Annotated in this window: 24 protein-coding genes; 2 read left to right on the top strand and 22 right to left on the bottom strand. The window is 40.6% G+C overall.

Features of this window, described 5'->3' with window-relative positions; all coding sequences use genetic code 11:
- Window positions 1–11: 11 nt before the first annotated feature.
- The 9 genes from KH400_RS03420 to KH400_RS03380 form a co-directional block, all read right to left on the bottom strand.
- Window positions 12–1079, bottom strand: a complete 1068-nt coding sequence (locus tag KH400_RS03420; protein WP_217221818.1) for a phosphotransferase family protein — start codon at window positions 1077–1079, stop codon at window positions 12–14.
- Between the two features lie 38 nt (window positions 1080–1117).
- Window positions 1118–1510, bottom strand: coding sequence for an acyl-CoA thioesterase (locus KH400_RS03415; protein ID WP_217221817.1), 393 nt, complete (start codon window positions 1508–1510; stop codon window positions 1118–1120).
- Between the two features lie 160 nt (window positions 1511–1670).
- The gene (locus KH400_RS03410; protein ID WP_217221804.1) at window positions 1671–2558 is read right to left on the bottom strand and encodes a 3-hydroxyacyl-CoA dehydrogenase family protein; all 888 of its coding nucleotides are present in this window, start codon (window positions 2556–2558) and stop codon (window positions 1671–1673) included.
- 73 nt (window positions 2559–2631) lie between these two features.
- Entirely contained in the window at window positions 2632–3201 is a 570-nt protein-coding gene (locus KH400_RS03405) for a TetR/AcrR family transcriptional regulator (protein ID WP_217221802.1), read from the bottom strand.
- A gap of 89 nt (window positions 3202–3290) precedes the next feature.
- The gene (locus KH400_RS03400; protein WP_217221801.1) at window positions 3291–4919 is read right to left on the bottom strand and encodes a long-chain-fatty-acid--CoA ligase; all 1629 of its coding nucleotides are present in this window, start codon (window positions 4917–4919) and stop codon (window positions 3291–3293) included.
- 56 nt (window positions 4920–4975) lie between these two features.
- On the bottom strand, window positions 4976–5728 hold the full coding sequence (locus KH400_RS03395; RefSeq protein ID WP_217221799.1) for an SDR family NAD(P)-dependent oxidoreductase: 753 nt from the start codon (window positions 5726–5728) through the stop codon (window positions 4976–4978).
- A gap of 17 nt (window positions 5729–5745) precedes the next feature.
- Window positions 5746–6921 carry a thiolase family protein gene (locus KH400_RS03390; protein WP_217221784.1) on the bottom strand — a complete coding sequence of 392 codons (1176 nt, stop codon included), beginning with the start codon at window positions 6919–6921 and terminating at the stop codon, window positions 5746–5748.
- A gap of 17 nt (window positions 6922–6938) precedes the next feature.
- Complete coding sequence (locus KH400_RS03385; protein WP_217221783.1) at window positions 6939–7712, bottom strand: SDR family oxidoreductase; 774 nt, start codon at window positions 7710–7712, stop codon at window positions 6939–6941.
- Window positions 7713–7904: 192 nt separating this feature from the next.
- Entirely contained in the window at window positions 7905–9110 is a 1206-nt protein-coding gene (locus tag KH400_RS03380; protein ID WP_217221782.1) for an acyl-CoA dehydrogenase family protein, read from the bottom strand.
- Between the two features lie 284 nt (window positions 9111–9394).
- On the opposite strand from KH400_RS03380, the gene KH400_RS03375 reads away from it, so the two are divergent.
- A complete protein-coding gene (locus KH400_RS03375; protein ID WP_217221781.1) occupies window positions 9395–10330 on the top strand; it encodes a Na/Pi symporter in 936 nt (311 codons plus the stop codon).
- A gap of 96 nt (window positions 10331–10426) precedes the next feature.
- Here the strand turns inward: KH400_RS03375 and deoC are convergent, their stop codons facing one another.
- From deoC to gpr, 13 genes are all read right to left on the bottom strand, one after another.
- Window positions 10427–11101, bottom strand: coding sequence for a deoxyribose-phosphate aldolase (deoC, locus tag KH400_RS03370; RefSeq protein ID WP_217221780.1), 675 nt, complete (start codon window positions 11099–11101; stop codon window positions 10427–10429).
- Window positions 11102–11320: 219 nt separating this feature from the next.
- Window positions 11321–12667 (bottom strand): tRNA (N(6)-L-threonylcarbamoyladenosine(37)-C(2))-methylthiotransferase MtaB, encoded by a 1347-nt coding sequence (mtaB, locus tag KH400_RS03365; RefSeq protein WP_217221779.1) that lies wholly within the window; start codon window positions 12665–12667, stop codon window positions 11321–11323.
- An 8-nt stretch (window positions 12668–12675) separates the two neighbouring features.
- Window positions 12676–13428: a 16S rRNA (uracil(1498)-N(3))-methyltransferase gene (locus KH400_RS03360; RefSeq protein ID WP_217221778.1), complete on the bottom strand. Its 753-nt coding sequence runs from the start codon at window positions 13426–13428 to the stop codon at window positions 12676–12678.
- A 51-nt stretch (window positions 13429–13479) separates the two neighbouring features.
- Entirely contained in the window at window positions 13480–14418 is a 939-nt protein-coding gene (gene prmA / locus KH400_RS03355) for a 50S ribosomal protein L11 methyltransferase (protein ID WP_217221777.1), read from the bottom strand.
- Between the two features lie 69 nt (window positions 14419–14487).
- Window positions 14488–15600 (bottom strand): molecular chaperone DnaJ, encoded by a 1113-nt coding sequence (gene dnaJ, locus KH400_RS03350; protein WP_217221776.1) that lies wholly within the window; start codon window positions 15598–15600, stop codon window positions 14488–14490.
- Between the two features lie 213 nt (window positions 15601–15813).
- Complete coding sequence (gene dnaK, locus KH400_RS03345; RefSeq protein ID WP_217221775.1) at window positions 15814–17649, bottom strand: molecular chaperone DnaK; 1836 nt, start codon at window positions 17647–17649, stop codon at window positions 15814–15816.
- A 42-nt stretch (window positions 17650–17691) separates the two neighbouring features.
- Window positions 17692–18294: a nucleotide exchange factor GrpE gene (gene grpE / locus KH400_RS03340; protein WP_217222114.1), complete on the bottom strand. Its 603-nt coding sequence runs from the start codon at window positions 18292–18294 to the stop codon at window positions 17692–17694.
- 76 nt (window positions 18295–18370) lie between these two features.
- Entirely contained in the window at window positions 18371–19402 is a 1032-nt protein-coding gene (gene hrcA / locus KH400_RS03335) for a heat-inducible transcriptional repressor HrcA (RefSeq protein ID WP_217221774.1), read from the bottom strand.
- A gap of 200 nt (window positions 19403–19602) precedes the next feature.
- Window positions 19603–20742, bottom strand: a complete 1140-nt coding sequence (gene hemW, locus KH400_RS03330; protein ID WP_217221773.1) for a radical SAM family heme chaperone HemW — start codon at window positions 20740–20742, stop codon at window positions 19603–19605.
- Between the two features lie 103 nt (window positions 20743–20845).
- Window positions 20846–22672, bottom strand: coding sequence for a translation elongation factor 4 (gene lepA / locus KH400_RS03325; RefSeq protein ID WP_217221772.1), 1827 nt, complete (start codon window positions 22670–22672; stop codon window positions 20846–20848).
- 123 nt (window positions 22673–22795) lie between these two features.
- Window positions 22796–23188, bottom strand: coding sequence for a DUF3679 domain-containing protein (locus KH400_RS03320; RefSeq protein ID WP_217221771.1), 393 nt, complete (start codon window positions 23186–23188; stop codon window positions 22796–22798).
- Window positions 23189–23237: 49 nt separating this feature from the next.
- On the bottom strand, window positions 23238–24386 hold the full coding sequence (spoIIP, locus tag KH400_RS03315) for a stage II sporulation protein P (protein WP_217221770.1): 1149 nt from the start codon (window positions 24384–24386) through the stop codon (window positions 23238–23240).
- Window positions 24387–24563: 177 nt separating this feature from the next.
- A complete protein-coding gene (gene gpr / locus KH400_RS03310) occupies window positions 24564–25682 on the bottom strand; it encodes a GPR endopeptidase (RefSeq protein WP_217221769.1) in 1119 nt (372 codons plus the stop codon).
- A gap of 211 nt (window positions 25683–25893) precedes the next feature.
- On the opposite strand from gpr, the gene rpsT reads away from it, so the two are divergent.
- On the top strand, window positions 25894–26160 hold the full coding sequence (rpsT, locus tag KH400_RS03305; RefSeq protein WP_217221768.1) for a 30S ribosomal protein S20: 267 nt from the start codon (window positions 25894–25896) through the stop codon (window positions 26158–26160).
- Window positions 26161–26219 lie beyond the last annotated feature (59 nt).

Raw genomic sequence — 26219 nt, 5'->3', positions numbered from 1 at the left:
ACCATTCGTGTTTATTCCCCTACCTCTGTTAAAAACAATGCATGATTAATCAAGCTATCAACCTTACGATTAAGCGTTGCAAACCGTTCGTCGTTTGTCTGCCCCTTCCTATAGCGATAATAAATCTGTTGGACAATGACTGCTAATTTAAAATAAGCAAATGTTAAATAGAAATGAATGTTGGCTACATCACGACCACTCTGCTTTGCATACATCTCAATCATTTCTTGCCGAGTCATAAATCCTGGCAAAGTCGTAATCGGTTCTTTATCAAATCCAACTCTTAGCTGCTCTGGGTCTTCCCTTTCAATCCAATAGCTCAAGAACACCCCTAAATCCGCAAGTGGATCACCTACTGTAGTCATCTCCCAATCGAACAAGCCGACGATTTTCGTGAGATCGTTTTTTGCAAACATCGCATTGTTCAACTTAAAATCATAGTGAATCACACTTGAAGACGATGAACGAGGGATATGATTGGTTAACCATTGTTTTAATTGTTCAACGCCGTGCACGTTATCGGTTTTTGAGCGGTCATACCGTTTGATCCATCCATGAACCTGACGTTCGATAAACCCCTCTGGTTTACTTAACTCCGTTAACTTCGTTTGCTTATAATCAATTGAATGAAGGTCAACAAGCGTTGACACCATCGTTTCAGAGATTTTTTTACAAAGTGTAGGAGTGACTTCAACACCCTCGGGAAACTTTTTATCGATGACAACACCGCGCCGACGCTCCATAACAAAAAACGGACTCCCAATAACCGATTGATCATCACTATAGACCAACGGCTTCGGTGCTAATTGGAAATGAGGGTGAACCTCACGTAAAATTTTGTATTCTCGGTTCATATCATGTGCCTTCGGAGCTACCGGGCCTAGTGGCGGGCGACGTAGTACCCCTTCCCAGTCTCCAATTTTAACCTCATAAGTTAAGTTCGAATGTCCAGCTGCAAATTGACTAATTTCAAGCCGATCATCACTCAATCCTACAATATTATTTTTTAAAAATTGCTCTAATGAAGAGACATCAAGTTCCTCACCTTTTCGTACTGGAATGGTATCTTTTCCTGTCATGGTCACCCTCCCTAATCTGATAATTCAGAAAAATGAAGTTAAAACATATATGCATTTAATTTCTTTTTAAGGTCTTCAGGTAACAGTTCACTCTCCTGAGTCTCGAAGTTGAAATAAACAACAACAGCTTTACCATGGGCAATTACTGTTTCTGATTTAGCATCAACAACCTCGTGATCGATCGTAAAACTTTTCGTACCGATTTTACTAACCGTTGTTTTTACTACGATACTTTGCTCAAAATACCCTTGTTGGACAAAGTCACACGACGTTGATGCTAAAATAAAGTCCCACGAAGTCGTATTTGCACCCAACATTCGAAAAAGCTCAATTCTAGCTTGCTCTAGGTAAATAAAATAACTAATGTTGCTTATATGACCTAATGCATCAGTCTCGCACATTCTGACATTTACTTTTGTTTCATGAATCATCTTATTCCTCCCACCATCCACTCGCCAATCAATGATGTGTAAAGGAGGGATGCTCAAGCAGTATCATCGTTCCCCTCCCTTTACACACTTTAGCCCTAAAGCATCAAAACGCAATGGCTAACCTTTACAGTTTAAAGATATTGTCGTTCCTCTACGTTCATCACTGTTTGACTTTTGACTTTGTTGAATAATCATACCAACCTTTACCAGTTTTTCGACCGAGCGTCCCTGCCTTTACCTTCTCCTCAATACAAGTCGCTGGTTTATCCGCTGGATCTCCCGTCTCAGCGTAGCGTTGCTGATTGACATAGTATGCAACATCAATTCCAGACAAATCCATCAGTGCGAATGGACCAATCGGATGGTTCAATGCTTTCTTACAAATTAAATCAATATCTTCAAATTCCGCATACCCTTCTTCATATAATTTTACCGCTTCCCTTGTTAACGCTCCTAAAATTCGGTTTGCAACAAACCCTGAAATTTCTTTATTTAGTAGGACACCAGTACGATTCATTTTTTCACATACATCCATCGTTAATTGTGCTGTTTCTTCAGACGTATGCTCACTTTTGACAACTTCTACACAATCCATGACAAGCGGTGGGAAGAAAAAGTGCATGTTACAGACTTTTTCCGGACGATTCGTGACGTCTGCAATTTTAGAATTAACAATCGTTGAACTATTTGTCGCCAATATCGCATGGGGAGGAGCTAGTTGATCAAGCTTTTGAAATACCTCTCGTTTTACATCCAGCTTCTCAACAACAGCTTCAATCACAAAATCAGTATTTACGACCGCTTCTTCTAAACTTGTAGTAAATGAAAGGCGATTGAAAGCCTCTTGCTTGCCTTCCTCCGAGATTTTTCCTTTCTTCACCCATTTATTCATTTGATACTCGAGACTTTCTTTTGCTTTTACTAATGCTCCTTCTTGGACATCTTGAATGATCGTCTGAAACCCACCTAGAGCAGATAACATTCCAATCTGATGCCCCATTGAACCTGCCCCTAAAACCGTTATTTGCTTAATATCTTCCACTTTCATCTTTGCTTCCCCCTTCATAGATACTAACTAGTTAGTATGTTTATGACACATCCCCTAAAGGAAAGGAGATGAACTAATTATTTTCTACAACACCATTTAAAAAGAGATCAATGTAAATGCTTGCAATTTCAACATCAGGTAACGGTCCATCTGGTCGAAACCAATGATAACTCCAGTTACAAGCACCTAATATCGCTAGCGAAACAACCTTTACATTTAAATCACTACGAAATTCCCCTTGCTTGATCCCCTCACATAACAGTTCTTGTAATTGATCACGAAACTGATCACGTTTCGGAAATATTTGTGCTAAATGATGTTCTGATAAATTTTGGATTTCTCTGAAAAATATCCTCGCACTTTGTCCTTGGGACTCTATATTATGAATGAGCATATAAACAATATCATGTAATTTTGCTTTACAATCTTTCGTTGGCTCTTCAATGATCTGCTTTTGTTTCGTGAGTATATCTTCAATAAAACGGAGATGAATTTCCATTAATAATTCTTCTTTACTCGTAAAATAATAATAAAATGTCCCTTTGGTCACTCCTAACGAGTTCACAATATCTTGGATTGATGTTTCTGTAAATCCGTTCTGCCCAAACAACCGTATGCTCTGTTCAATAATTTTTTCTTTCACGATAAGGTTCCTCACAATCTTATATAATTCTATATTCACCAATTATAGCATACCATTGTTTTCCTTCGTTATCTTTCTAGGAGTGAGCATTAAGACAAACCTTTGTTGCCGTTTCTGACCTCATCTCTCAACGTTCTTCTTAATATTTTTCCTACACTTGTTTTAGGTAGTTCATCTCTAAATTCAATCATCTTAGGTACTTTATAAGCAGCTAAATGTTGTCCACAATACGACTTGAGTTCGTCTACATTAGCTGATTGACCGTCTTTTAAAACAAGGATGGCTTTTACCGTTTCCCCGCGATAACGATCAGGAACACCGATTACCACAGCCTCTTTTACTGCAGGGTGTTCATACAAGACCTCTTCAACATCACGTGGATAAATATTGTAGCCACTAGCTATAATTAAATCTTTTTTTCGATCAACGATATACAAATAACCATCCTCATCGACTTTGCCAATGTCACCCGTATAAAGCCAACCATCACGTAATGTATGAGCTGTCTCTTCAGGCATATTCCAGTATCCTTTCATAACTTGAGGACCACGAATGACAACCTCTCCTAATTCTCCGGTAGGGACATCCGTTTCTCCAGATCCGATGTCCACAATCCGGTAATCCGTTGAAGGGACCCCAATCCCAACACTGCCTGGCTTGCGTTCAGCAAAAATTGGATTGACATGTGTCGTTGGAGCTGTTTCCGATAATCCATAGCCTTCTAGTAACGTCGCCCCCGTTTTTTGTTCAAATTCTTTTAATAGTTCGACGGGCATCGGTGCACTACCACTATTACATGTACGAATACTATCAATCTGATATTTCTCCGCATCGGGATGATTCGTAATCGCAACATACATCGTTGGAACGCCAGGAAAAATCGTTGGTTGTTCTCGCTTGATCGTCTCTAGTACTTCTTCTAACTCAAACCGTGGTAAGATAATGCTCGTTGACCCTGTATAAACCGCTAAGTTCATACACGAACTCATTCCAAAAACATGAAACATCGGAATCACGGTAAGAATCTTTTCCTTACCCACTTTTAAGTCATCTTTAAAAAATTCATACGTTTGTGTTAGGTTTGCCAATAAATTGCGATGTGTCAACATCGCACCTTTTGACCTTCCTGTTGTACCTCCTGTATATTGAAGGACGGCCACATCTTCTTCTGGATCGATCAACGTTGTCTGGGCTGTTACGTTTCCAGTTGATAAAAATTCCGTAAACGTTACCCCAGCATCGGCTTGAGATGACGTATGGTCTACTGGAACAACAATGATATTTTTTAGATTGATTTCAGATTGAACTGCCATTACCCGTGGTAATAACGCTTCATAAACAACGATTGTCTCCGCTCCTGAATCATTGATTAAATAAGCCAGCTCACGTTCAACAAGCATTGGATTTACTTGAGTGACAATTCCACCTGCTCGTAATGTACCATAATAAGCAATCACGTATTGCGGGCAATTCGGCAACATGAGTGCAACGCGATCACCTTTCTTGATTTCATGCTGTTGGAGAGCTGAAGCAAACTTCTCGACAGTGTTATAGAGCCCTTGATAAGTTATTTGTTCATCAAAAAAGGTTAAAGCCGTTTGCTCGGGAAATTTCTTGGTTGTGTCCTTGAGTAATTGTGGGATCGATTTAACTGGAATTTCAACTTCTTTAGCAATATGCTCAGGATATAATGTCAACCACCGTTTTTGACTTTCCAAACTCCCACCTCCAAAAATGATAGGACCAAAAGAATGAATGGCTATCTGTAAACGTATTAAAAGGTCAATCCACCGCCATCAACCATCAAAGTTGAACCAGTAATAAATGAGGCTTCATCCGATGCTAGAAATAAAACCGCATTAGCGACTTCCTCAGGCTTGCCAAGTCTACGAAGCGCATTTGCTTTTGATATAATCTCCCACTTCCACTCATTTTCTCGCCACCCATCTACAATTGGCGTGTCAATAACACCTGGGGCAATTGCATTCACGCGAATGTTTTTAGTTCCAAATTCTAGTGCTGCATTTTGTGTAAGTGTAACGACCCCCGCTTTCGAAGCATTGTATGGCGCTTGATACTTTTTCCCTTTAAACCCTAATACACTTGATGTATTAATAATCGAACCACCGTTTTGCTTTTCCATTTCAGGAATCGCATACTTCATCCCTAAGTAAACACCTTTTAAATTCACATTAATGACTTGATCCCACTCTTCTAACGAAAGCTCAGTTAACTTTAATTCTTGATTGGAAATGCCAGCATTATTAAAAAGAATATCAAGCCCTTTATACGTCTGAGTGGCGGTGCTGATTAATTGTTGGACATCATCAGGGTTTGTGACATCGGTTTTTACAAACGTTGCGTCCCCACCTGCTTCTTTAATAACTTCTGCTGTGTTTGCTGCAGCTTCTTCATTTAGATCTGCAACAACAACTGCAGCCCCTTCCTCTGCTAGCCGAAGTGAAGTTGCACAACCAATGCCACTGCCTCCACCTGTTACAACTGCTACTTTCCCTTTTACTCTCATTCTGTCACGCCCTCACATTATTGTTCTCTCTCTATCAACGTCGCAATTCCTTGACCACCACCAATACAAGCCGTTAATAGAGCATACTTAGCCTCTCTTCGCTTTAGTTCATAGATGGCCTTTGTAGCTAAAATTGCACCTGTTGCTCCTAATGGATGGCCGTGAGCAATCGCTCCCCCATTTACATTTAATTTCTCTGGATCAAGCCCTAACTCTCGGTCACAAGCAATCACTTGCGCCGCAAACGCTTCATTTAGTTCAATCAAATCAATGTCATCTAAGCTCATACCTGTTTTGGCTAATAGCTTACGAGTGGCTGGGACAGGTCCAATCCCCATAATATTTGGATCTACACCACTTACAGTATAGTCTCGAATGACAGCCAGTGGCTCAAGTCCGAGTGCATCCGCTTTCTCCCTCGACATAATGACTAGTGCTGAAGCTGCATCATTTAATCCTGAACTGCTACCAGCTGTAACTGTCCCATCTTCTTTAAAGGCCGGCGGTAACTTTGTTAATCCCTCGAGCGTTGTGGTCGGACGTGGGTGTTCATCTTGATCAAAAATGACTGGATCACCTTTACGTTGCGGGATTGTAATTGGAACAATCTGTTCAGCAAAACGCTGATCTTCCATGGCTGCTGCCATACGTTGTTGGCTCCTTAACGCAAATTCATCCTGTTCCTCACGGCTAATATTATATTTTTGAGCTAAATTTTCTGCAGTAATCCCCATTGGTGGATCACCAATTTCTTTTGGAGATAATTGTGATGATCTAAACTTTGGCGGCACCATATGAAACGCTTTCGTTGGTCGATCCATTAAATATGGAGCCCGACTCATACTTTCTGTTCCACCGGCAATAAACACATCTCCGTCACCGGCACGAATGGCCTGAGCAGCTAATGCAATCGCATTAATCCCGGAACCACATTGACGATCAACAGTTAAACCTGGTAAGTTCAAAGATAATCCGGTCTGCAAGGCTGTCAAACGCGCAATGTTCCCACCACCACTTAAGACATTTCCGAAAATAACGTCATCGACTTGTTCAGCATCCAATTCAACACGGTTTACAGCCTCTTTGATAACCGCGGCACCAAACTCATGAGCCTTTACATGTGCGAGTGCTCCACCTTGTCTTGCAATCGCCGTTCTAACGGCTGATACTACGACTGCTTCTCTATTTTTCATGATCGTTCCCCCTTTTTTTATTGAGCGTTTGTACCACCATCAACGACTAGAATTTCACCAGTCACATAGTCTGACGCCTTAGCAGCTAAGAACAGGGCAGCTCCCTTAAGTTCATAATCTTTCCCATATCTTTTTAGTGGTGTTCGGCTTAGAATCTGATCCCCGTTTTGTTCTAACAATCCTTTGGACATTTTTGTTGGGAAGAAGCCCGGCGCAATCGCATTCACATTGATGTTATGTTCTCCCCATTTTGTCGCTAAATCTTTTGTAAATGTAATCACAGCACCCTTACTTGTGTTATAGCCAATGGTATCCATATGACGAGGATCTGCTCCGCCAAGACCAGCTACAGAAGCGATGTTAATGATCTTTCCTGACTTTTGTTCGATCATGACTTTTCCGACAGCCTGAGACATCAAAAACGTCCCCGTCGCATTGACATTCAACACTTTTTGCCAAGCCTCTAATGGCATTTCAACTACAGGTGCAGCCCAAGTCGCTCCACTATTATTAAACAAAATGTCAATCTTACCGAAGCGATCGATTGTTTTTTCAACCACCTCATTTACCTGATCAGGATTCGTTACATCACATTGTAGAGCTAAAGATTCAATCCCTTTTTCTATTAGACGATCACTTACTTCTTTACACGCTTCTAGTTTTCTTGAACAAACAACGACATTCGCACCTGCTTCTGCAAGTGATGCAGCAATTTGCTCCCCTAAACCTCTTCCGCCCCCAGTAACGATAGCGGTTTTTCCTGATAAATCAAAAAGCTCGTTAATATGCATGTTCGCTTTCCTCCCCGTAGTGACGAGTACGCAATCAACGAATTGATACGCACTCGTTTTTGTCGATCGTTTCCTACTTATCCATTTCGTTCGTTAGAACTCAAGTCTTTACTGCCTCTATTTGATACCGCTTACAAAGTTAACGACAGCTTCTCTACTTCAGCTATGACTCCCATTCAAGTTCTTTCGTTCTTACTGATATCGTTTTAACTCTGTCCTCGCGATCGCACGACGATGAACTTCATCTGGACCATCCGCTAATCGCAGTGTTCGTATCTGCGCATAATGCTTTGCTACATGAAAATCTTCACTCACACCTGCACCACCTAACGCCTGGATCGTGCGATCAAGCACCTTTAATGCCATTGTTGGTGCTACTACTTTAATCATCGCAATTTCTTGTTTTGCGACTTTGTTGCCTACTTTATCCATCATGTCAGCCGCTTTTAACGTAAGTAATCTTGCTTGCTCGATTTCGATACGCGAATCGGCAATCCATTCACGTACAACCCCTTGTTCGGCTAGAGTTTTACCAAAAGCCACACGATCGGTGACACGCTCACATAACGTTTCAAGGGCACGTTCGGCGGCACCAATTGTTCTCATACAATGGTGAATTCTCCCAGGCCCCAGTCTTCCTTGTGCGATCGCAAAGCCTTTTCCTTCACCCCAGAGTATATTCTCAGCAGGCACTCGTACATTATTAAATTCAATTTCTGCATGACCATGAGGTGCATCATCATATCCAAAGACAGGTAGCATTCGCAACACATTAACGCCAGGCGTATTCATCGGTACAAGTATCATAGATTGCTGTTCATGCCGTTCTGCAGTAGGATCGGTTTTACCCATCACAATTAAGATTTCACAACGTGGGTCACCAGCACCTGACGACCACCACTTTCTCCCATTAATGACATATTCGTCGCCATCTCTTTTAATTTCAGCTTCAATATTGGTAGCATCTGATGACGCAACGGCAGGTTCTGTCATACAAAAAGCAGAGCGGATATCACCATTTAATAGTGGCTTAAGCCATTTATCTTTTTGACTTTCTGAGCCGTAACGTACAAGTACTTCCATGTTTCCTGTGTCTGGTGCTGCACAGTTAAATACTTCGGGAGCAATTGAAGAGCGCCCCATAATTTCGCACAATGGTGCATATTCCAGGTTCGTTAAGCCTGCTCCATGATCGCTTTCCGGTAAAAATAAGTTCCATAACCCTGCTTCTTTCGCTTTCTGCTTCATTTCCTCCATGATTGGCGGTATGTGCCAGCGGTCAGATTGTGCATCTAGTTGCTCTGTATATGTTTGTTCATTTGGAAGAATCACATCCTCCATAAATTGAGTTACTTTTTCTTGGAGCTTTTTTACTTTCTCAGTGTAATCAAAGTTCATACTCATACTCCCCTTCCAAGGTTAATAACTATAGAACAGCAAATGGTTATAGACAAATCACGACACAAACTAACCAGTCAGTATGTTTTAGTGAAAAATATATGAACATAGTCATTTATTTATGTTCGTCTATACTATAAACCATATTTTCAGAAAATTCAACCAATCATGCTATAAAAATAGATTATTTTTTTCTAGCACTTCACAACCGAGCGCTTACACTGTTGTAAAAAAGTCGTCATGCTTATTCACTCTTGTCCATACAATCTACTAGAGGTGATCGTATGATACAGGATTTATTTACACTATTTGCTGTTTTTATTGCTGTTTTTTTATTCGGCATGACGATAATGAGAACGGGTTTAGCCAATATGACCGGTGAAAAGTTCAAAAAACTATTATTGCAAATGACAGACTCACCGTGGAAAGGTCTCCTCGTAGGAACAATCGTAACTGCCATCTTACAAAGTAGTTCTGCTGTCATGATCATGACCGTTGGACTCGTAGCAGCAGGATACATTACGTTTAAACAGTCGATTGGTATCATTCTAGGAACCAATATTGGAACTGTATTGACAACCGAAATTATTGCGTTTGACCTCTCAGCACTCATCTTCCCTCTATTATTATTAGGGATTCTATTTCTAGTCATAAACAAACACCTTACATATTGTCTTGGGTGCATATCGTTTGGGTTAGGCTGTATTTTTGTAGCAATGCAAGGCCTTGAAAAATTAGCATATCCCCTTGCTTCGCTGCCATTTGCTCATTCCTTTTTTGAATTAACAAACGAAAACCAACTACTAGGTGTTGGTGTTGGAACAGCATTGTCAGCAATCATTCAATCAAGTACAGCAACAACAGCGATCACCATGGGATTTATGAATGAGAACATGCTAGCTTTACATGCTGGGATTGCTATTATGCTTGGAGCCAATATCGGGACTTGTTTTACTGCATTTCTAGCCAGTGTCGGCTCTAACCATGCAGCAAAGCTCGTCGCGTTTGCTCATATTTGGCTCAATATTATCGGCGTCTTGCTCTTTTTGCCGTTTGTAGAGTGGTTAAGTTCTATTTCAAGCTCACTGACATCAATTCCAAATTTGCAGCTAGCCCATGCAAGTACAATCTTCAATATCATTTGTTCACTTGTTGTCCTTCCATTTGTCGGTTGGTTTGCAAAAATGATTACAAAAATACACGGCCAACCATCTTCATAACAAGCACACTCACCAAAAAGAGGCATCCTAAGGTAGGCTTCTACCTATTAGGATGCCTTTCTTTAGTATTTATCACGACAATCACTTCATTATGGATTAATAATCTGAAGCCGATGTCCCACCATTGACAATGGCAATTCCAGCACTAGCTCCAATTCGTGTTGCACCTGCTTCAATCATTGCTAAAGCTGTTTGACGGTCTCTTACGCCTCCTGATGCCTTAACTCCAATGGAAGGACCTACCGTTTCTCGCATTAATTTAATATCTTGAATCGTTGCCCCTGCTGTTGAAAAGCCAGTTGATGTTTTTACGAAGTCAGCACCAGCTTCTACAGATAACTGACATGCTTTAATTTTTTCTTCTTCGCTCAACAACGAAGTTTCAATAATCACTTTTGTTAACGCTTGTCCTTTTGCGACCCCTACAACAGCTTTTATATCCTCAAGTACCGCTGTATCATTTTTATCCTTTAATTCACCAATGTTAATAACCATGTCAATTTCTGTTGCACCATCTTTAATTGCTTGTTCAGTTTCAAAAGCCTTTACTCTTGAGGTTGTTGCACCAAGAGGAAAACCAATTACTGTGCAGACCTTCACGTCATCTGCCTCTTTTAGTTGTTCATAAGCAGTTTTTACCCATGTTGGGTTAATACATACAGAAGCAAACTGATACTCATTTGCCTCTTGTGCTAATGTAATAATGTCCGCTTTTGTTACATCAGCTTTTAATAGCGTGTGATCAATCATACGAGCGATTGACTGATTCATGATACCATTCCCTTCTGAAATACACGTTTTAATTAGATGTCGAATCATATATGTATAGCTTCTACCACTGATTAGGTGATTATGATGAGAATGAACGGATAAAAAAAACAGAGGCAATGAGTGCCGTGCACGGCTCACGTAATCACAGATTCGCGTATAAGCAGCGACTTCGCTCATTGCCCTTGCAATTTATCTCTTATCTTGTTCCCTTGCTTTTGACTAACTTGAAACAGCATCCGGAAGTTCAGATTCGACGGTACGAACAAACTCCCCTTCACTGTAGGGATATCCAGCCTTTGTCAGTTTCACTTTTACGATTTCACCAATCATATCACTTGTTGCAGGAAGCTTAACTTTTAAATAATTATCAGTATATCCGATATAAAGACCACTATCCTCATTGTCTTTATCTTTTTCTTCAGGGATCACTTCTAGTACCTGACCTTCAAATTGAGACGCATACTCTTTTGCAAGTTGGTTGGACAACTCAATTAAGCGGTGCACACGCTCATTTTTAATGGCCTCATCAACTTGTTCATCCATGCGCGCTGCCGGTGTTCCCGTTCGTTTTGAATATGGAAACACGTGAAGTTCAGAGAATTTATGCTTAGCAATAAAATCATACGTCTCTTGGAATTCTTCATCCGTTTCCCCTGGAAAACCGACAATCACATCTGAAGTAACAGCAAGCCCTGGTAGTGCCTCTTTTAAGCGCTCGAGACGTTCAGCAAAGAAAGCCATCGTATATTTACGCCGCATACGCTTTAATACCGTGTCCGAACCGGATTGAAGTGGAATATGCAAATGGCGCACGACCTTCGTTGAGCGATTGATTACTTCAATCACTTCATCGGTAATTTGACTCGCTTCAATTGAAGAAATTCGAATTCGCTTTAATCCAGCGACCTCCTCTAACTCTTCTAACAACTGAGCTAAACTATAATCTTTTAAGTCTTCACCATAGCCACCAGTATGAATTCCGGTTAAAACAATTTCCTTGTATCCAGCTTGTACTAGTTGTTTTGCTTGTTGAATGACATCTTTAGGATCCCTCGAACGCATTAATCCTCGTGCCCATGGAATAATACAAAATGTGCAGAAGTTGTTACAGCCTTCCTGGATCTTTAATGAAGCTCGTGTACGGTCCGTAAACGCTGGCACATCAAGCTCTTCATAGACGCGAGCTTTCATAATATTGCCTACCCCGTTAATCGGTTCGCGTTCCTTCTTATATTGTTCAATATATGGGATCATTTTTTCACGATCTTGTGTCCCGACAACAATGTCAACACCTGGAATTGCCATGACCTCTGCAGGAGAGGTTTGTGCATAACAACCTGTGACACAAATAACCGCATCTGGGTTTTTACGTATCGCTCGACGGATCACTTGACGGCTCTTTTTATCTCCCGTATTTGTAACTGTGCATGTATTAATTACATAAACATCTGATGATTGTTCAAAATCAACCTTTTCATACCCCTCATGCTGAAACAATTGCCAAATTGCCTCTGTTTCATAATGATTTACTTTACACCCTAATGTTTGAAAAGCAACCGTTGGCATGTTTTACGTCACCTCATTAATTCATAATAATAAGAAGCAGCAGCAAGGACATACAATGATGCTGTTTCTGTTCGTAAGATTCTTGGGCCAAAACCACAACTATTAAAACCTTCGTCTTCTAAGCGACTCACTTCATCTTCTGTTAAACCACCTTCAGGACCAATTATGATAAGTATCGATGATCCTGGGCTTGTCTGTTCGAAGGCTTCAGCAAGCTTTTTCTTGTCTCCGGCTTTAGCTACTTCCTCATAAGCTATGAGTTTCGTTTCATAGGTGCGGCTTACAGTAATGATCTCATCGAGAGACTGGACTGCCGTCACTTCTGGGATAAAACTGCGATGAGATTGTTCAGAAGCCTCTTTTGCAATTTTTGCTAAGCGCTCTATTTTCTTCTTTTGTTTTTTTGCATCCCATTTCACAATCGATCGCGTTGCTTCAAAAGGAATAAATCGGTTTGCACCGAGTTCTGTCCCTTTTTGAACGACATATTCTAGCTTATCACCTTTTGGTAGCCCTTGTGCAATGGTAATTTTTACTGGCATCTCGGTTGTTTCCTTTACCAATTCGATGACCGTTGCAACTACTTCCTCGTCTGACAATGAATCAATCGAACAACGTGCCGTTCTTCCATTATTATCACTACAAATCAATAGGTCTCCAGGTTCCATCCGCATGACGCGTCGAATGTGCTTAACATCGTCACCACGAATAGTTACAGCTTTATCTGTCATATCTGTCTTGTCTACAAAGTATCGTTGCAATGTCGCTCACCTGTCTTCTTTTCTTTGTTAAGCGGTAATGACCCTGACGAATTAGCTTTTTCTTGCGATAAATGCCACCCAATCTTCCATTTGTAGGGTTTCTTCAATAATAAAGCCGTTCTCCAGTAAACAATCTTTCACTTCTTGTTTTTTACGATTTATAATCCCAGAAGTAATAAATGTACCATTTGGCTTAAGTACCGTTGCCGCATCATGAACAAAACGAACGATAACCTCAGCAAGAATATTTGCCACAATTAAGTCTGCTTGTTCATCAATTTGTTCTAATAAATTATTTTGTTTAACTGATACGACCGATTCAACATGATTTAATTCTGAATTTACACGAGCACTGTTGACGGCAATCTCATCGAGATCAAGTGCTAACACTCGCTTTGCTCCTAATTTTGCCGCAGCGATACTTAATACGCCTGATCCTGTTCCAACATCAACCACCGAATCTCCAGGTTGAATCGCTTTTTCGATGGCTTGAATACATAAGACGGTCGTTGGGTGTGTTCCCGTACCAAAAGCCATACCAGGATCAAGTTCAATAATGCATTCATGATCATCTACAGGTGTATAGTCTTCCCATGTCGGTTTAATCGTAATCGAATTCGATACTTTGACCGGCTTATAGTATTTTTTCCATGCCGTTGCCCATTCTTCCTCTTGTACTTCTGATAACGTCACTTTGTTATAACCGAGATCAATATCGTGTAAAAGAAGTCCATTAATTGACTCTTTAATCTCTTCAATAGTCTCGGCTAGAAAACTATTGACCGGAAAATATGCCTTAACAATGACTCCCTCTTCAGGATAATCATCGGGAGAGAGTTGGTAGAGTTCACCGAGGTTAACGCCCCATTCTTTCACTAAGTCATGGGGGTCTTCAATCACTACCCCGCTAGCACCCGCCTCATGTAAAATATTTGAGACCGGTTCAACAGCCTCCTGAGTCGTATGAATACTAAACTCAGACCATTTCATTTCTACCAACTCCATTCCCTTTATTTCTTTAATAGTACGAGCATCTAACATTACATAACTGTTTGGCTCTTAATCACCTTTAAACGCACGTTTCACTTTAGCAAAAAAGTTTTCATTTTGTTCATCCGTAGGGTTCGCGCCCCCTAGGTCAGAAAATTCACGTAGCAAATCCTTTTGTTTTTCAGTTAAGTTTTTCGGAGTAATGACACGAACATTTACATGCTGGTCTCCTTGACCTCTTCCATGAACATTCGGTACACCCTTTCCGCGCAAACGGAAACTTGTACCCGTTTGTGTTCCTGCTGGGATTTTCAATTTGACTTTACCATTTAATGTCGGGACTTCAATCTCATCACCAAGCGTGGCTTGAGCAAATGTTAAAGGCATTTCACAATAGATATCATCGCCGTCACGATCAAAGAATTCATGCGGTTTTACATTAAAGACAACATACAGATCCCCTGCAGGTCCGCCATTTACACCCGGCTCACCCTGACCTGATAAACGAATTTGCTGGCCATGATCAATTCCCGCTGGTACATTAATATTAATCGTCTTCTGCTTACGAACTTTCCCTTTACCGCCACACGTTTGACATTTATCCTTAACGAACTTACCAGTACCGTCACAATGGTTACATACTCTGCGATTGACGACACGACCGAATGGTGTGTTTTGCTCAATGTTTAATTGACCAGAACCACCACAGTGCGAACATGTCTCTGGGCTGGTGCCTGGCTTTGCACCTGAGCCATGGCATGTTTGACAGTCTTCTTCACGCGGGATCTCAATTTGCGTTTCCTTACCGAAAACCGCTTCTTTAAACTCTAACGTCATCGTATATTGGAGGTCTGCACCTTGCCTTGGGGCATTCGGATTTCTACGACCACCCCCGCCAAAGAACATATCAAAAATGTCGCCAAAGCCGCCGAAGTCTCCACCACCGCCGCCGAATCCTTGGTTCGGATCACTGTGTCCAAATTGGTCATAGTGTGCTTTCTTTTGTGGGTCACTTAACGTATCATAGGCTTCTTTAACCTCTTTAAATTTTTCTTCAGCATCTTCTGCCTTGTTCACATCTGGATGATATTTGCGAGCTAGCTTTCGGTAGGCTTTTTTTATTTCATCAACCGAGGCGTTCTCGTCAACACCCAGTACTTCATAAAAGTCTCGTTTACTCATTGTATCCACTCCCGATTCCTATTACATAACGATTATCTTATCATTGATTCTTTCAATCACGCAAGGGTGTCATGGGTCCTGGTGTTCGCTTTGCTTCTAGGTTCACTGACCAAGAGAACACAAAAAAGGTCGCTCATCGGACAGCAGCGTTTTATTTTCATTGTCAAAAAAAGTCAAAGCCAAGATATCCTGACTTTGACTTGTTCAATCTACTTACTTTTTATCATCATTTACCTCTTCATAATCAGCATCGACAACATTGTCATCGCCTGCATTTCCACTTGCTTCACCTTCTGCTCCTTGAGCTTGCTGAGCAGCTTGTGCCGCTTGTTCATAAAGCTTTGTTGAAAGCTGTTGAACAACTTCTTGTAATTCATCCTTAGCAGAACGGATCGCTTCGATATCTTCGCCTTCTAATGCTGACTTCACTTTATCTTTTGCTTCATTCGCTTTATCGATCTCTGCTTGGTCAACATTGTCACCAAGATCTTTTAACGTTTTCTCTGTTGTGAAGACTAACTGATCTGCTTCATTTCGTAGTTCAATTTCTTCACGACGCTTTTTATCTTCTTCGGCATTTTCTTCTGCGTCTTTAACCATCTTTTCGATTTCATCCTCAGAAAGGCCAGAAGAAGATGTAATCGTAATGGATTGCTCTTTGTTTGTGCCAAGATCTTTTGCTTTAACATTTACAATCCCATTTGCATCAATATCAAAGCTTACCTCAATTTGTGGTACACCACGTGGTGCCGGCGGGATATCCGTTAATTGGAAACGACCTAGCGTTTTGTTATCAGCAGCCATTTCACGCTCCCCTTGGAGAACATGGATATCAACAGATGGTTGGTTATCCGCTGCCGTTGAGAACACTTGTGATTTGCTTGTTGGGATCGTCGTATTACGATCAATTAGCTTCGTCATCACACCACCCATTGTTTCGATACCAAGAGATAGAGGTGTAACGTCGAGTAGAACGACATCCTTAACATCACCAGTAAGTACACCAGCTTGAACAGCTGCACCTAAAGCAACAACCTCATCTGGGTTCACGCCTTTATGTGGATCCTTACCAGTTAACTTTTTAATCGATTCTTGAACAGCAGGGATACGTGTAGAACCACCGACTAACACGACTTTATCAATCTCACCTTGAGAAAAGCCTGCATCTTGTAGGGCACGGCGAGTTGGTGCCATCGTACGCTCAACTAAGTCTGAAGATAGCTCTTCAAATTTCGCACGAGTGAGTGTTAGTTCTAAGTGTTTCGGTCCAGATGCATCCGCTGTAATAAATGGTAGTGAAATTTGTGTTTGTGTCACACCTGAAAGATCTTTCTTTGCTTTCTCAGCTGCATCTTTTAAACGTTGAGTCGCCATTTTATCTTGAGATAAGTCAATACCGTTTTCTTTTTTGAATTCCTCAACAAGGTGATCGATAATCACTTGGTCAAAATCATCCCCACCAAGTTCGTTATCACCAGATGTTGCTTTAACTTCGAAGAACCCGTCACCAAGCTCTAAAATCGAAACGTCAAATGTACCTCCACCTAAGTCATACACAAGGATCGTTTGATCTTCTTCTTTTTCAAACCCGTAAGCAAGAGCTGCTGCTGTTGGCTCGTTGACGATACGCTCAACTTCTAAACCTGCAATTTTTCCAGCGTCTTTTGTTGCTTGACGTTGTGAATCATTGAAGTATGCTGGTACCGTAATAACTGCTTTTGTTACCGTTTCACCTAGGTAAGCTTCTGCATCAGATTTTAGTTTCTGTAAAATAATTGCAGAAAGTTCTTGCGGTGTATACTCTTTCCCTTCAATGTCTACCTTATAATCAGTACCCATATGACGCTTGATTGAAATAACCGTATTAGGGTTCGTGATCGCCTGACGTTTAGCTACTTCACCTACTTGTCTTTCACCATCTTTAAAAGCGACAACCGATGGTGTTGTGCGGTTACCTTCCGGGTTAGGTATGACTGTTGCTTCTCCACCTTCCATAACAGCAACACAAGAGTTTGTTGTTCCTAAATCAATACCAATTACTTTACTCATGACATGTTCCTCCTATTCCTCATTTGTTTTATGTAATACCATTTATGCGTTGACTTTGACCATTGAAGGGCGAATGACACGGTCTTTCAATTGATACCCCTTCTGCAATTCTTCAACGACTTCGTTTGATTTATAAGCATCATCTTCTACTTGCATAATCGCTTGGTGCTTATGAGGGTCAAACTGTTGTCCAACTGTTTCAATCACTTCAACGCCCTCTTTTGTTAACGCATCTTGCAATTGGCGGTATACCATTTCCATCCCTTGTTGGATCGATTTTGCCTCTTCATGTTCTGGTTCTACACCCAATGCACGTTCAAAATTATCTAGTACAGGAAGTAATTCCTCAACTAAACTTTGAGCTCTATATTTAGCTGCCGCTTCTTTTTCATCTTTAGAGCGACGGCGAAAGTTATCATAATCGGCTTGAACACGAAGTAACCGATTGGTTACATCTTCTACCTTTTCTTCTAGTTCTTTTATTTTTTTCTCTTCTGCTGATCGTTCCTCAACGGCTTGCTCATCTTCCTGATGATTCTCTTCAACTGGTTCTTCTACATCAATATTTTCATCAGTCTCGTTAGCAGCTTGTTGTTCAACATCTTCTACTTCTTTCTCAACAGATTCATTTGTTGTTTCTTTCATCATCTTCACCTCCCTAATCTACTTCAAAAGAGATGGGAGATTTCTCTCCCACAACTAATTGTCAATATTACCATTACTACCCTTTTTGATACAACTCTGTAAGCACTTTTGTTAAATCTTTTGAGATATGATCTAGAATTCCAATCACCCGTGGATATTCCATCCTAGTCGGACCAAGAATGCCCACTGTCCCCATATGCTTACCTGCAATCGAATAAGACGCAGTAATGATACTACAATTATCGATCGCCTCTAAATTATTTTCCTGTCCAATTTTAACATTAATTCCCGCAGAATTTGAGCGAAACAGCTGATGGACAAGGTCATCTTCCTCGAGAATATTTAGCAACAATCGAACTTTTTCTATATCGCGAAATTCTGGCTGCATTAATAGATTTGTTTTCCCACCGTAAAAGACTTTCTCAGACTTCTCTGGCTTCAATGTTCGATTTAACATTGACATCACATGATTAACATTTCCAATATGAGACCTCAAAACAGCAGCGACTTCAGTATTCAACCTCTTATTTAGATCATTTAGCGGAACACCTTTTAAATGGTCATTCAAAATATTAACAACCATTTCTAGATCTGCCAACTCAATCCCACCTGGTATTGTAATGGTTTGATTTTCGACATGTCCAGTATCAGTTACGATAATGGCTACGGCTGTTTCATGTGTTAATGGGATGATTTGTAAATGTTTCAAACGCGTCTCAAACATTTCCGGTCCTAACACAATAGATATATAGCTAGTTAAACTAGAGAGGACCTTAGCAGATTGTTGAATTAATTGTTCAACCTCATCAATCTTCTCTGCAAATAGTTTTTTAATATCAACAAGCTCTGTATCCGATAAATAATGTGGCATGAGCAAATGATCAACATAATAACGATAACCCCTTTGAGAAGGTATTCGACCAGCTGAGCTGTGCGGTTTGTCAAGAAAGCCAAGCTCCTCTAAGTCTGCCATCTCATTTCGAATCGTCGCAGGACTATATGAGATATCCTCTCGCTTTGAAATACTTCGAGACCCAACAGGTTCTGCTGAACGAATATAATCATCAACAATTGCTTGTAAAATAAATAACTGGCGCTCTGTTAACATCCCTTCTTCACCTCTGTTAGCACTCTAGATTAACGAGTGCTAAATCTAATGATAAAGTACCAAAAAGGTCAGCTTTTGTCAACGGAATTAGCGAAATTCATCAGAGGCCGAGCGACTCCGATCGTAGATCTAGATTCTAACGAATGTAAGAATTTCATCATATACAGCTTATACCGTTTCGCTCGAATCTAAACTTCGACTTAGATGAGTAAAAACTTTTCAAATACTTCGTTACCAAGAAAGATTCCCGTATCGGTTAACGAAATTTGGTCGCCATCTACCTTTAGTAGCCCCTGTTTCGTTAATTGCTGTAACGGATCAGCAAACACATCCTCAACCTTCACACCAAAGCGTTGATAAAACCTTTGTTTCGACACCCCTTTCTTTTTTCGAAGCCCCATAAACATTTCTTCTTCCATTCGCTCATTTTTCGAGACAACATGAGACTCAATATATGGGTTGCCTTGCTTTTGGATCAGGCTCATATATTTATTTAGCGGTCCCGCATTCACGGTGCGCACAGCGCCAAGGTAACCATGGGCACCAGCGCCAATCCCGTAGTACTCTTCATTGTTCCAGTATGTTAAATTGTGCGTGCTCTCATACCCTTCCTTTGCAAAGTTGCTAATTTCATACTGGTGGTACCCATTACCGCTCATCGCAGCTAACAACCGTTCATACATGTTTACTTCTGCTTCTTCTGGAGGGAGCACCAATTTTCCTTTTCGTTGCAAATTATAAAAAACAGTTTTTTCTTCGACCTTAAGTGAATAAGCCGAGACATGCTCAACCCCTAACAAAATCGTCTCTTCAAGTGTGCGCTGAAAACTTTCAACCGTTTGCTTCGGTAATCCAAAAATCAAGTCGATGGAGAGATTCTCAAATCCAGAGCTTCTAGCTAATTCAATCGTATGATAAATATCCTTACTTTTATGCGTACGACCAATTCCTGCTAACAAGTCATTATCAAATGTCTGCACACCAATGCTTAATCGGTTCACCCCTGCAGCTTTCATAACTTCTAATTTCTTACGATCAATACTTCCAGGATTCACTTCGACAGTAAATTCAATCCGGTCTGCTCTCGGGACAAAATGATCGTTTAAGCTCTTAAACAATGTATCAAGTTGCTCTGCATTAAGGGCGGTTGGTGTCCCCCCACCAACATAAATCGTCTCTATACGTGTTGGTGGCACTTTTGCAACAGTATTTCGACATTCTTGATCTAATGCTTGCAAATAGTCTGCAACTGGCTGACCCTTTAAAAACACCTTATTAAAATCGCAATAATGACAAATCTGTTCACAAAAAGGAATATGGACATAGACGGACTTTGGCATATACATCACTGCTTTCAAACTATATTTACTAAAAACCGCAGGAAATAGACTCTCCTGCGGTTCGTATCATCATTTTCATTGTAGATCACACGATAAGGCCATGTTATTTATTATCATCCATTCGTAAAACGGCCATAAAGGCTTCTTGAGGCACTTCAACATTCCCAACGTTTTTCATTCGTTTCTTACCTTCTTTTTGCTTCTCTAATAACTTACGTTTTCGGGAGATGTCACCGCCATAACATTTGGCCAACACATTTTTGCGAATCGCTTTAATCGTTGAACGCGCAATAATCTTTTGACCGATACTTGCTTGAACCGGGACTTCGAATTGTTGTCTCGGAATTAATTCTTTTAATTTTTCAACGATCGTCTTTCCACGCTCATAAGCGAAGTCACGATGGACAATGACAGATAGCGCATCAACTCTTTCTCCGTTTAAGAGAATATCCATCTTAACAAGGTTTGATTGCTTGTAACCAACAAGTTCGTAATCAAAGGATGCATATCCTTTCGTACTTGATTTTAATTGATCAAAGAAATCATAGACAATCTCAGATAGTGGAATCTCATAAACGATCGACACGCGATTTTCATCTAAATATTGCATATCAATAAAGATACCGCGTTTTCCTTGGCATAATTCCATAACAGCACCAACAAAATCGTTCGGGACCATAATGTCTGCTTTCACATATGGCTCTTCAACATGCTCGACTTTTTGTTGTGTTGGCATGTTTGCAGGGTTATCAACCTTAACCGTCTCACCATCCGTTAATTCAACATTATAAATAACACTTGGTGCGGTTGTAATCAATGTAATATTAAATTCACGCTCTATCCGCTCTTGGATAATTTCCATATGTAACAACCCAAGAAATCCGCAACGGAAACCGAATCCTAACGCTTGTGATGTCTCTGGCTCATATTGAAGTGATGAGTCATTCAACTCTAGACGTTCAAGCGCATCACGTAAATCATTGTAATCATTGGTATCAACAGGGTATAGCCCACAAAAGACCATTGGATTCATTTTTCGATAGCCAGGAAGAGGTTCAGTTGCCGGACGTTCTGCACTTGTAATCGTATCACCGACACGTGAATCACCAACATTTTTGATCGCTGCTGTTAAAAAGCCAACGTCACCTACAGTCAGCTCGTCTCGTTTTTCCGGCTTAGGTGTAAATACACCGACCTCACTCACTTCAAATTCTTTTCCCGTTGCCATCATTTTAATTTTTTGTCCTGGCTTTACCGTTCCTTCTACGATTCTAATATAAGCAATAACACCGCGGTAAGGGTCGTACAACGAATCAAAAATTAAAGCTTTTAGCGGCCCTTCAGGATCCCCCGTCGGAGCAGGAACCTTTTCAACGATTTGTTCAAGAATTTCATCAATACCGATACCATTTTTTGCCGAAGCTAGAACCGCTTCTGATGTATCTAAACCAATCACATCTTCTACTTCTTTCTTAACGCGATCTGGCTCAGCGCTCGGCAAATCAATTTTATTAACGACTGGTAGAATTTCCAAATCATTATCAAGAGCTAAATAAACATTTGCTAATGTTTGGGCTTCAATCCCTTGAGCCGCGTCGATAATGAGAAGTGCCCCCTCACATGCGGCTAAACTTCTTGATACTTCATAAGAGAAGTCGACATGACCAGGTGTATCAATTAAATGGAAAATATACTCCTCGCCATCATTTGCTTTGTACTTTAATTGAACTGAGTTTAATTTGATTGTAATTCCACGTTCACGCTCTAAATCCATGGCATCAAGCATCTGGTCTTTCATTTCACGTTGTGTTAACGCACTTGTCGCCTCTAGAATCCGGTCAGCCAATGTCGACTTCCCGTGATCAATATGAGCGATGATCGAAAAGTTACGAATTTTCGACCTGCGCGCCAGTCTCTCTTCTTTGTTCATCTATTCATCACTCCTACAAACTTCCGCAAAATACACTAATATCAATTATAGCAATAGCTAGAGGTGGATTCAATCACTAAACCCGATTCTCAATTTATAGTTAGCCTTTAAGCTGATAAGTTGTTAATTTAGAAGATCATTAATTGTCGATGTAACGACCGTTAAAATAGCGACAACCGTCACCTTCAGCAGCTCAGCTAAATTTGATCCTAGCTCTGAAAAAAAGTTATGAGAATCAATTTCCGCTAGCCGCTGTTGCTTGTCTTTTAAGTGAGCGACGGCCTGAATGTTAGTATCATCGTCTCTCTTGGTTTGCTCATCATGAGAATGACGCTCATTTGATTTACTTGAATCCTTAGACGAATGTTCCGTAATTTCAACTTCCGTAATTTCAACTTCGGCGTTCGAAGTTGGGGTCCCACTCATCATTCCTTGACTTGCTTGGTAGATGCCAAAGAGAATTCCAAAAAATAAGACAAAAGCTATAAAAATGATTTTACTAAAAAACTTTGTCACTTAAACCCTCTCCTTTCATGAATACATCTACCTATTCATTCACATAAGTTTATTCCCAATAATATTCACTAATCACTTCTGCCATTGCCTCAGCGGAACGATAAAGTTCTTGGAGTGTATTATCAACCCCACCAAATTCAATCAGTAGTGAATTTTCCGATAAATCTTGGTTGTACCGTCCATTTGATCCTGCTCCACCCTTAACAACAACCCCTCGACTTAAGCCTGGGTAATCTTTCTCTAAGCGATCATGGAGCTCTTTTGCTAGCTCTAAATTCTGTTCATAACTATTATGGTTTTGCCCAATAACAAAAAATGTTCGACCATAGTCTTCACCATTGATGTTAACCGTTGTAATATCACGCGGTTGCGAATCGCGATGAATATCAAAGAAAAACTCCAGATCGTCATTTTGATTCATTGCGTCTTGAACGATTTCTCTTGACGCATCGTACGATTGCGAATACTGCCACCCGCGATTGTGTAACATCGCTTCTACATCGGTTTTGTCGACATCAACACCAATCCCTCGCTTTTCTAACGCTTGCCCTAATCGTTCACCAACGAGCGTAATATTAACATCAGGGTGATGAGCTGCATCCGCATTGTTTAATTCTGGAAAGAATGACTCCCGGCTATGAGAGTGAATGATATGAACAACCTCCCTACCATCTGTCGTCATTTCAGGGTCTGTTTGACTTTCTATATTTTGCTTGTCCACGTCGTCATCTTCACGTTCAGCAGCCTCTCTCTCTGCCATTAACACTTCCATTGGAGGTGAAGATTCAATCGGCATCGTCGTATAATCAGTTCCCTCCCCAGCTACTACAATGTGACCATCAAATAAGGCGAAGCCTGGAAGCTCTCTTCCTAATAAACTCCTTGGGTCATCAGGATTAATGCTCGTTGCCATCTCAAATGCCACTGACATCAGTTTCGGTCGCTCACTGTCAGAAGGAAGTGCCTGCGTAAAATAAGGGTTTTGCATACCTAATACGTAAACAAGAGCATCCTCAGCCAAATGACTCGTCCAACCATGAACAGACGATGAAGCAAGACTTGTCCCTTGCCCGAATGAGGTTAACATTCCTGTTAATATAAAAATCGCTATGATGCCAACGATACATAATACAGCTATTCGTTTAACACTTGTCCGATTTAAAGAAACGGTGAAGCCTCTAAATTGACTCCGTCTCATTTTCCCACCCTTTCAACTACCATTCTTGAACCATTCTATGACAGGCTCAGTAAGAGTAGACCAACTTTTTCAAAAAAGGTTAGGACTTACATCCATCACTCAAAACATCGCACAGACCCCGCAATTCCCACAACAAAAAAAACCCCCACATCCACTGTGAGAGTTCTCAATTTAAATCTAGTGTGTATAGGAGCCGACGTTGTCTTCATTGATCTCACCATGAAGAGCAACATTTAAGCCAGCGGCAATGACATTGGCCATATCTTCAATAAACACATCGACCTCTTTTGGTGTAACCATCAAGTTATGCCCCATTGGAGCCAAGACTTCCTTGATGAGTTGCCGCTTTTCATTTTCTTCTAAGTTTCCGATCATCCCGAGTATCGCTTGGCGATTTTCTTTGTCTGGCAAGTCTTCATCCGTTAGTTTACGTCTCTCACCAAACGTCATTCCTGCTGGTGTCAAAGCTTTCGATGGCTTATTCGACTCACGCATTTCTTTTCCCATATGTTTTAACACATAATCAATCGTATCACTTGTAATAGAGACCGCATCGACAACAGTTGGGATACCAACAGCGATAACTGGAATTCCTAACGTCTCCTTACTTAACTCCTTCCTCTTATTCCCTACACCTGAACCAGGATGAATCCCTGTATCCGATATTTGAATCGTCGTATTCACACGTTCAATCGAGCGTGAAGCTAACGCATCAATCGCAATCACAAAATCAGGTTTTGATTTTTCAATGATCCCAAAAATGACATCACTTGTTTCAATCCCGGTTAGCCCCATCACACCGGGTGCAATTGCACTTACCGAACGAAAGCCATCTGATACTTGCTCAGGCGCGACTTCAAATAAGTGTTTCGTAATTAACAGATTTTCTACCGCAATTGGTCCAAGTGCATCAGGAGTAACATTCCAGTTCCCAAGACCAACAACAAGACAGCTTGCATCTTTCGGTATTCCGATCTGTTCGATAAACGTTCTAAATTCATTGGCAAAGACTTCTTCAACTTTTTCCTGTAAAGCAGTGTCTTTTTTTCTAATTCCTTGTGCTTCAAACGTCAAATAACGACCAGCTTTTTTTCCAAGACGTTCTGCACCTTCCTCTGAAATCTCAACCGCTGTTACGTGGACCCCTTCAACTTCGTGCTCTTTTACAATAACTCCATTTATTCCTTCTCTTTGTTTTTCACTTGTTCTCTCTTCTTGTTCATTCGCGATTTGATGAGCCTCAATCGCTAAATCTGTTCGTAGGTTGTATTGATCCAAATTTAATTCCTTATCCACACGATTCACTCCTATCCTTCCACAGTTTCGAAAGCCCTCCTCATCGAACAACCGAATCGTTTGAATGAAGAAGGTTTTGGTTATGGTTAGCATCCCTCACAAGAAACCTTTTCATTCTTCTATTGCATTTACGTTTTACTTTTGATAAAATGCAGTGTGTTGTATTTATAATTGCAATGTCGAAAAAGGTTGCATCAAGGAGGTGAAAGTAATGCCTAATATCAAATCTGCTATTAAACGTGTTAAAGTAAGTGATAAGCGTCGCGCACAAAACGCTGCAGTTAAATCTGCACTTCGTACTGCGATCAAAGAATTTGAAGCAACAGTTGAAAACAAAGATGCTGAAGGTGCGAAGGAAGCATTCTTGCTTGCAACCAAAAAGCTTGATAAAGCAGCAAACAAAGGACTTATCCATAAAAACGCAGCGTCACGTCAAAAGTCACGTCTTGCTAAACAATTAAATGAAGTTTCTGCATAAATCGCAAAAGAAAACGACTCTTATGAGTCGTTTTTTTATTGAGACTGGAACATTTGTTC

The sequence above is a fragment of the Desertibacillus haloalkaliphilus genome, from assembly GCF_019039105.1.
GTDB lineage: Bacteria > Bacillota > Bacilli > Bacillales > KJ1-10-99 > Desertibacillus > Desertibacillus haloalkaliphilus.
This window is presented reverse-complemented; position numbering and strand designations above follow the sequence as displayed.

Coding starts and splice junctions, on each gene's coding strand:
- KH400_RS03420 (WP_217221818.1), bottom strand. CDS start 1,079: ATGACAGGAAAAGATACCATTCCAGTACGAAAAGGTGAGGAACTTGAT.
- hrcA (WP_217221774.1), bottom strand. CDS start 19,402: ATGTTAACAGAGCGCCAGTTATTTATTTTACAAGCAATTGTTGATGAT.
- KH400_RS03395 (WP_217221799.1), bottom strand. CDS start 5,728: ATGAGAGTAAAAGGGAAAGTAGCAGTTGTAACAGGTGGAGGCAGTGGC.
- KH400_RS03390 (WP_217221784.1), bottom strand. CDS start 6,921: ATGAAAAATAGAGAAGCAGTCGTAGTATCAGCCGTTAGAACGGCGATT.
- dnaK (WP_217221775.1), bottom strand. CDS start 17,649: ATGAGTAAAGTAATTGGTATTGATTTAGGAACAACAAACTCTTGTGTT.
- deoC (WP_217221780.1), bottom strand. CDS start 11,101: ATGAATCAGTCAATCGCTCGTATGATTGATCACACGCTATTAAAAGCT.
- hemW (WP_217221773.1), bottom strand. CDS start 20,742: ATGCCAAAGTCCGTCTATGTCCATATTCCTTTTTGTGAACAGATTTGT.
- lepA (WP_217221772.1), bottom strand. CDS start 22,672: ATGAACAAAGAAGAGAGACTGGCGCGCAGGTCGAAAATTCGTAACTTT.
- spoIIP (WP_217221770.1), bottom strand. CDS start 24,386: ATGAGACGGAGTCAATTTAGAGGCTTCACCGTTTCTTTAAATCGGACA.
- dnaJ (WP_217221776.1), bottom strand. CDS start 15,600: ATGAGTAAACGAGACTTTTATGAAGTACTGGGTGTTGACGAGAACGCC.
- rpsT (WP_217221768.1), top strand. CDS start 25,894: ATGCCTAATATCAAATCTGCTATTAAACGTGTTAAAGTAAGTGATAAG.
- KH400_RS03385 (WP_217221783.1), bottom strand. CDS start 7,712: ATGCATATTAACGAGCTTTTTGATTTATCAGGAAAAACCGCTATCGTT.
- grpE (WP_217222114.1), bottom strand. CDS start 18,294: ATGAAAGAAACAACAAATGAATCTGTTGAGAAAGAAGTAGAAGATGTT.
- KH400_RS03410 (WP_217221804.1), bottom strand. CDS start 2,558: ATGAAAGTGGAAGATATTAAGCAAATAACGGTTTTAGGGGCAGGTTCA.
- KH400_RS03380 (WP_217221782.1), bottom strand. CDS start 9,110: ATGAACTTTGATTACACTGAGAAAGTAAAAAAGCTCCAAGAAAAAGTA.
- KH400_RS03375 (WP_217221781.1), top strand. CDS start 9,395: ATGATACAGGATTTATTTACACTATTTGCTGTTTTTATTGCTGTTTTT.
- prmA (WP_217221777.1), bottom strand. CDS start 14,418: ATGAAATGGTCTGAGTTTAGTATTCATACGACTCAGGAGGCTGTTGAA.
- mtaB (WP_217221779.1), bottom strand. CDS start 12,667: ATGCCAACGGTTGCTTTTCAAACATTAGGGTGTAAAGTAAATCATTAT.
- KH400_RS03415 (WP_217221817.1), bottom strand. CDS start 1,510: ATGATTCATGAAACAAAAGTAAATGTCAGAATGTGCGAGACTGATGCA.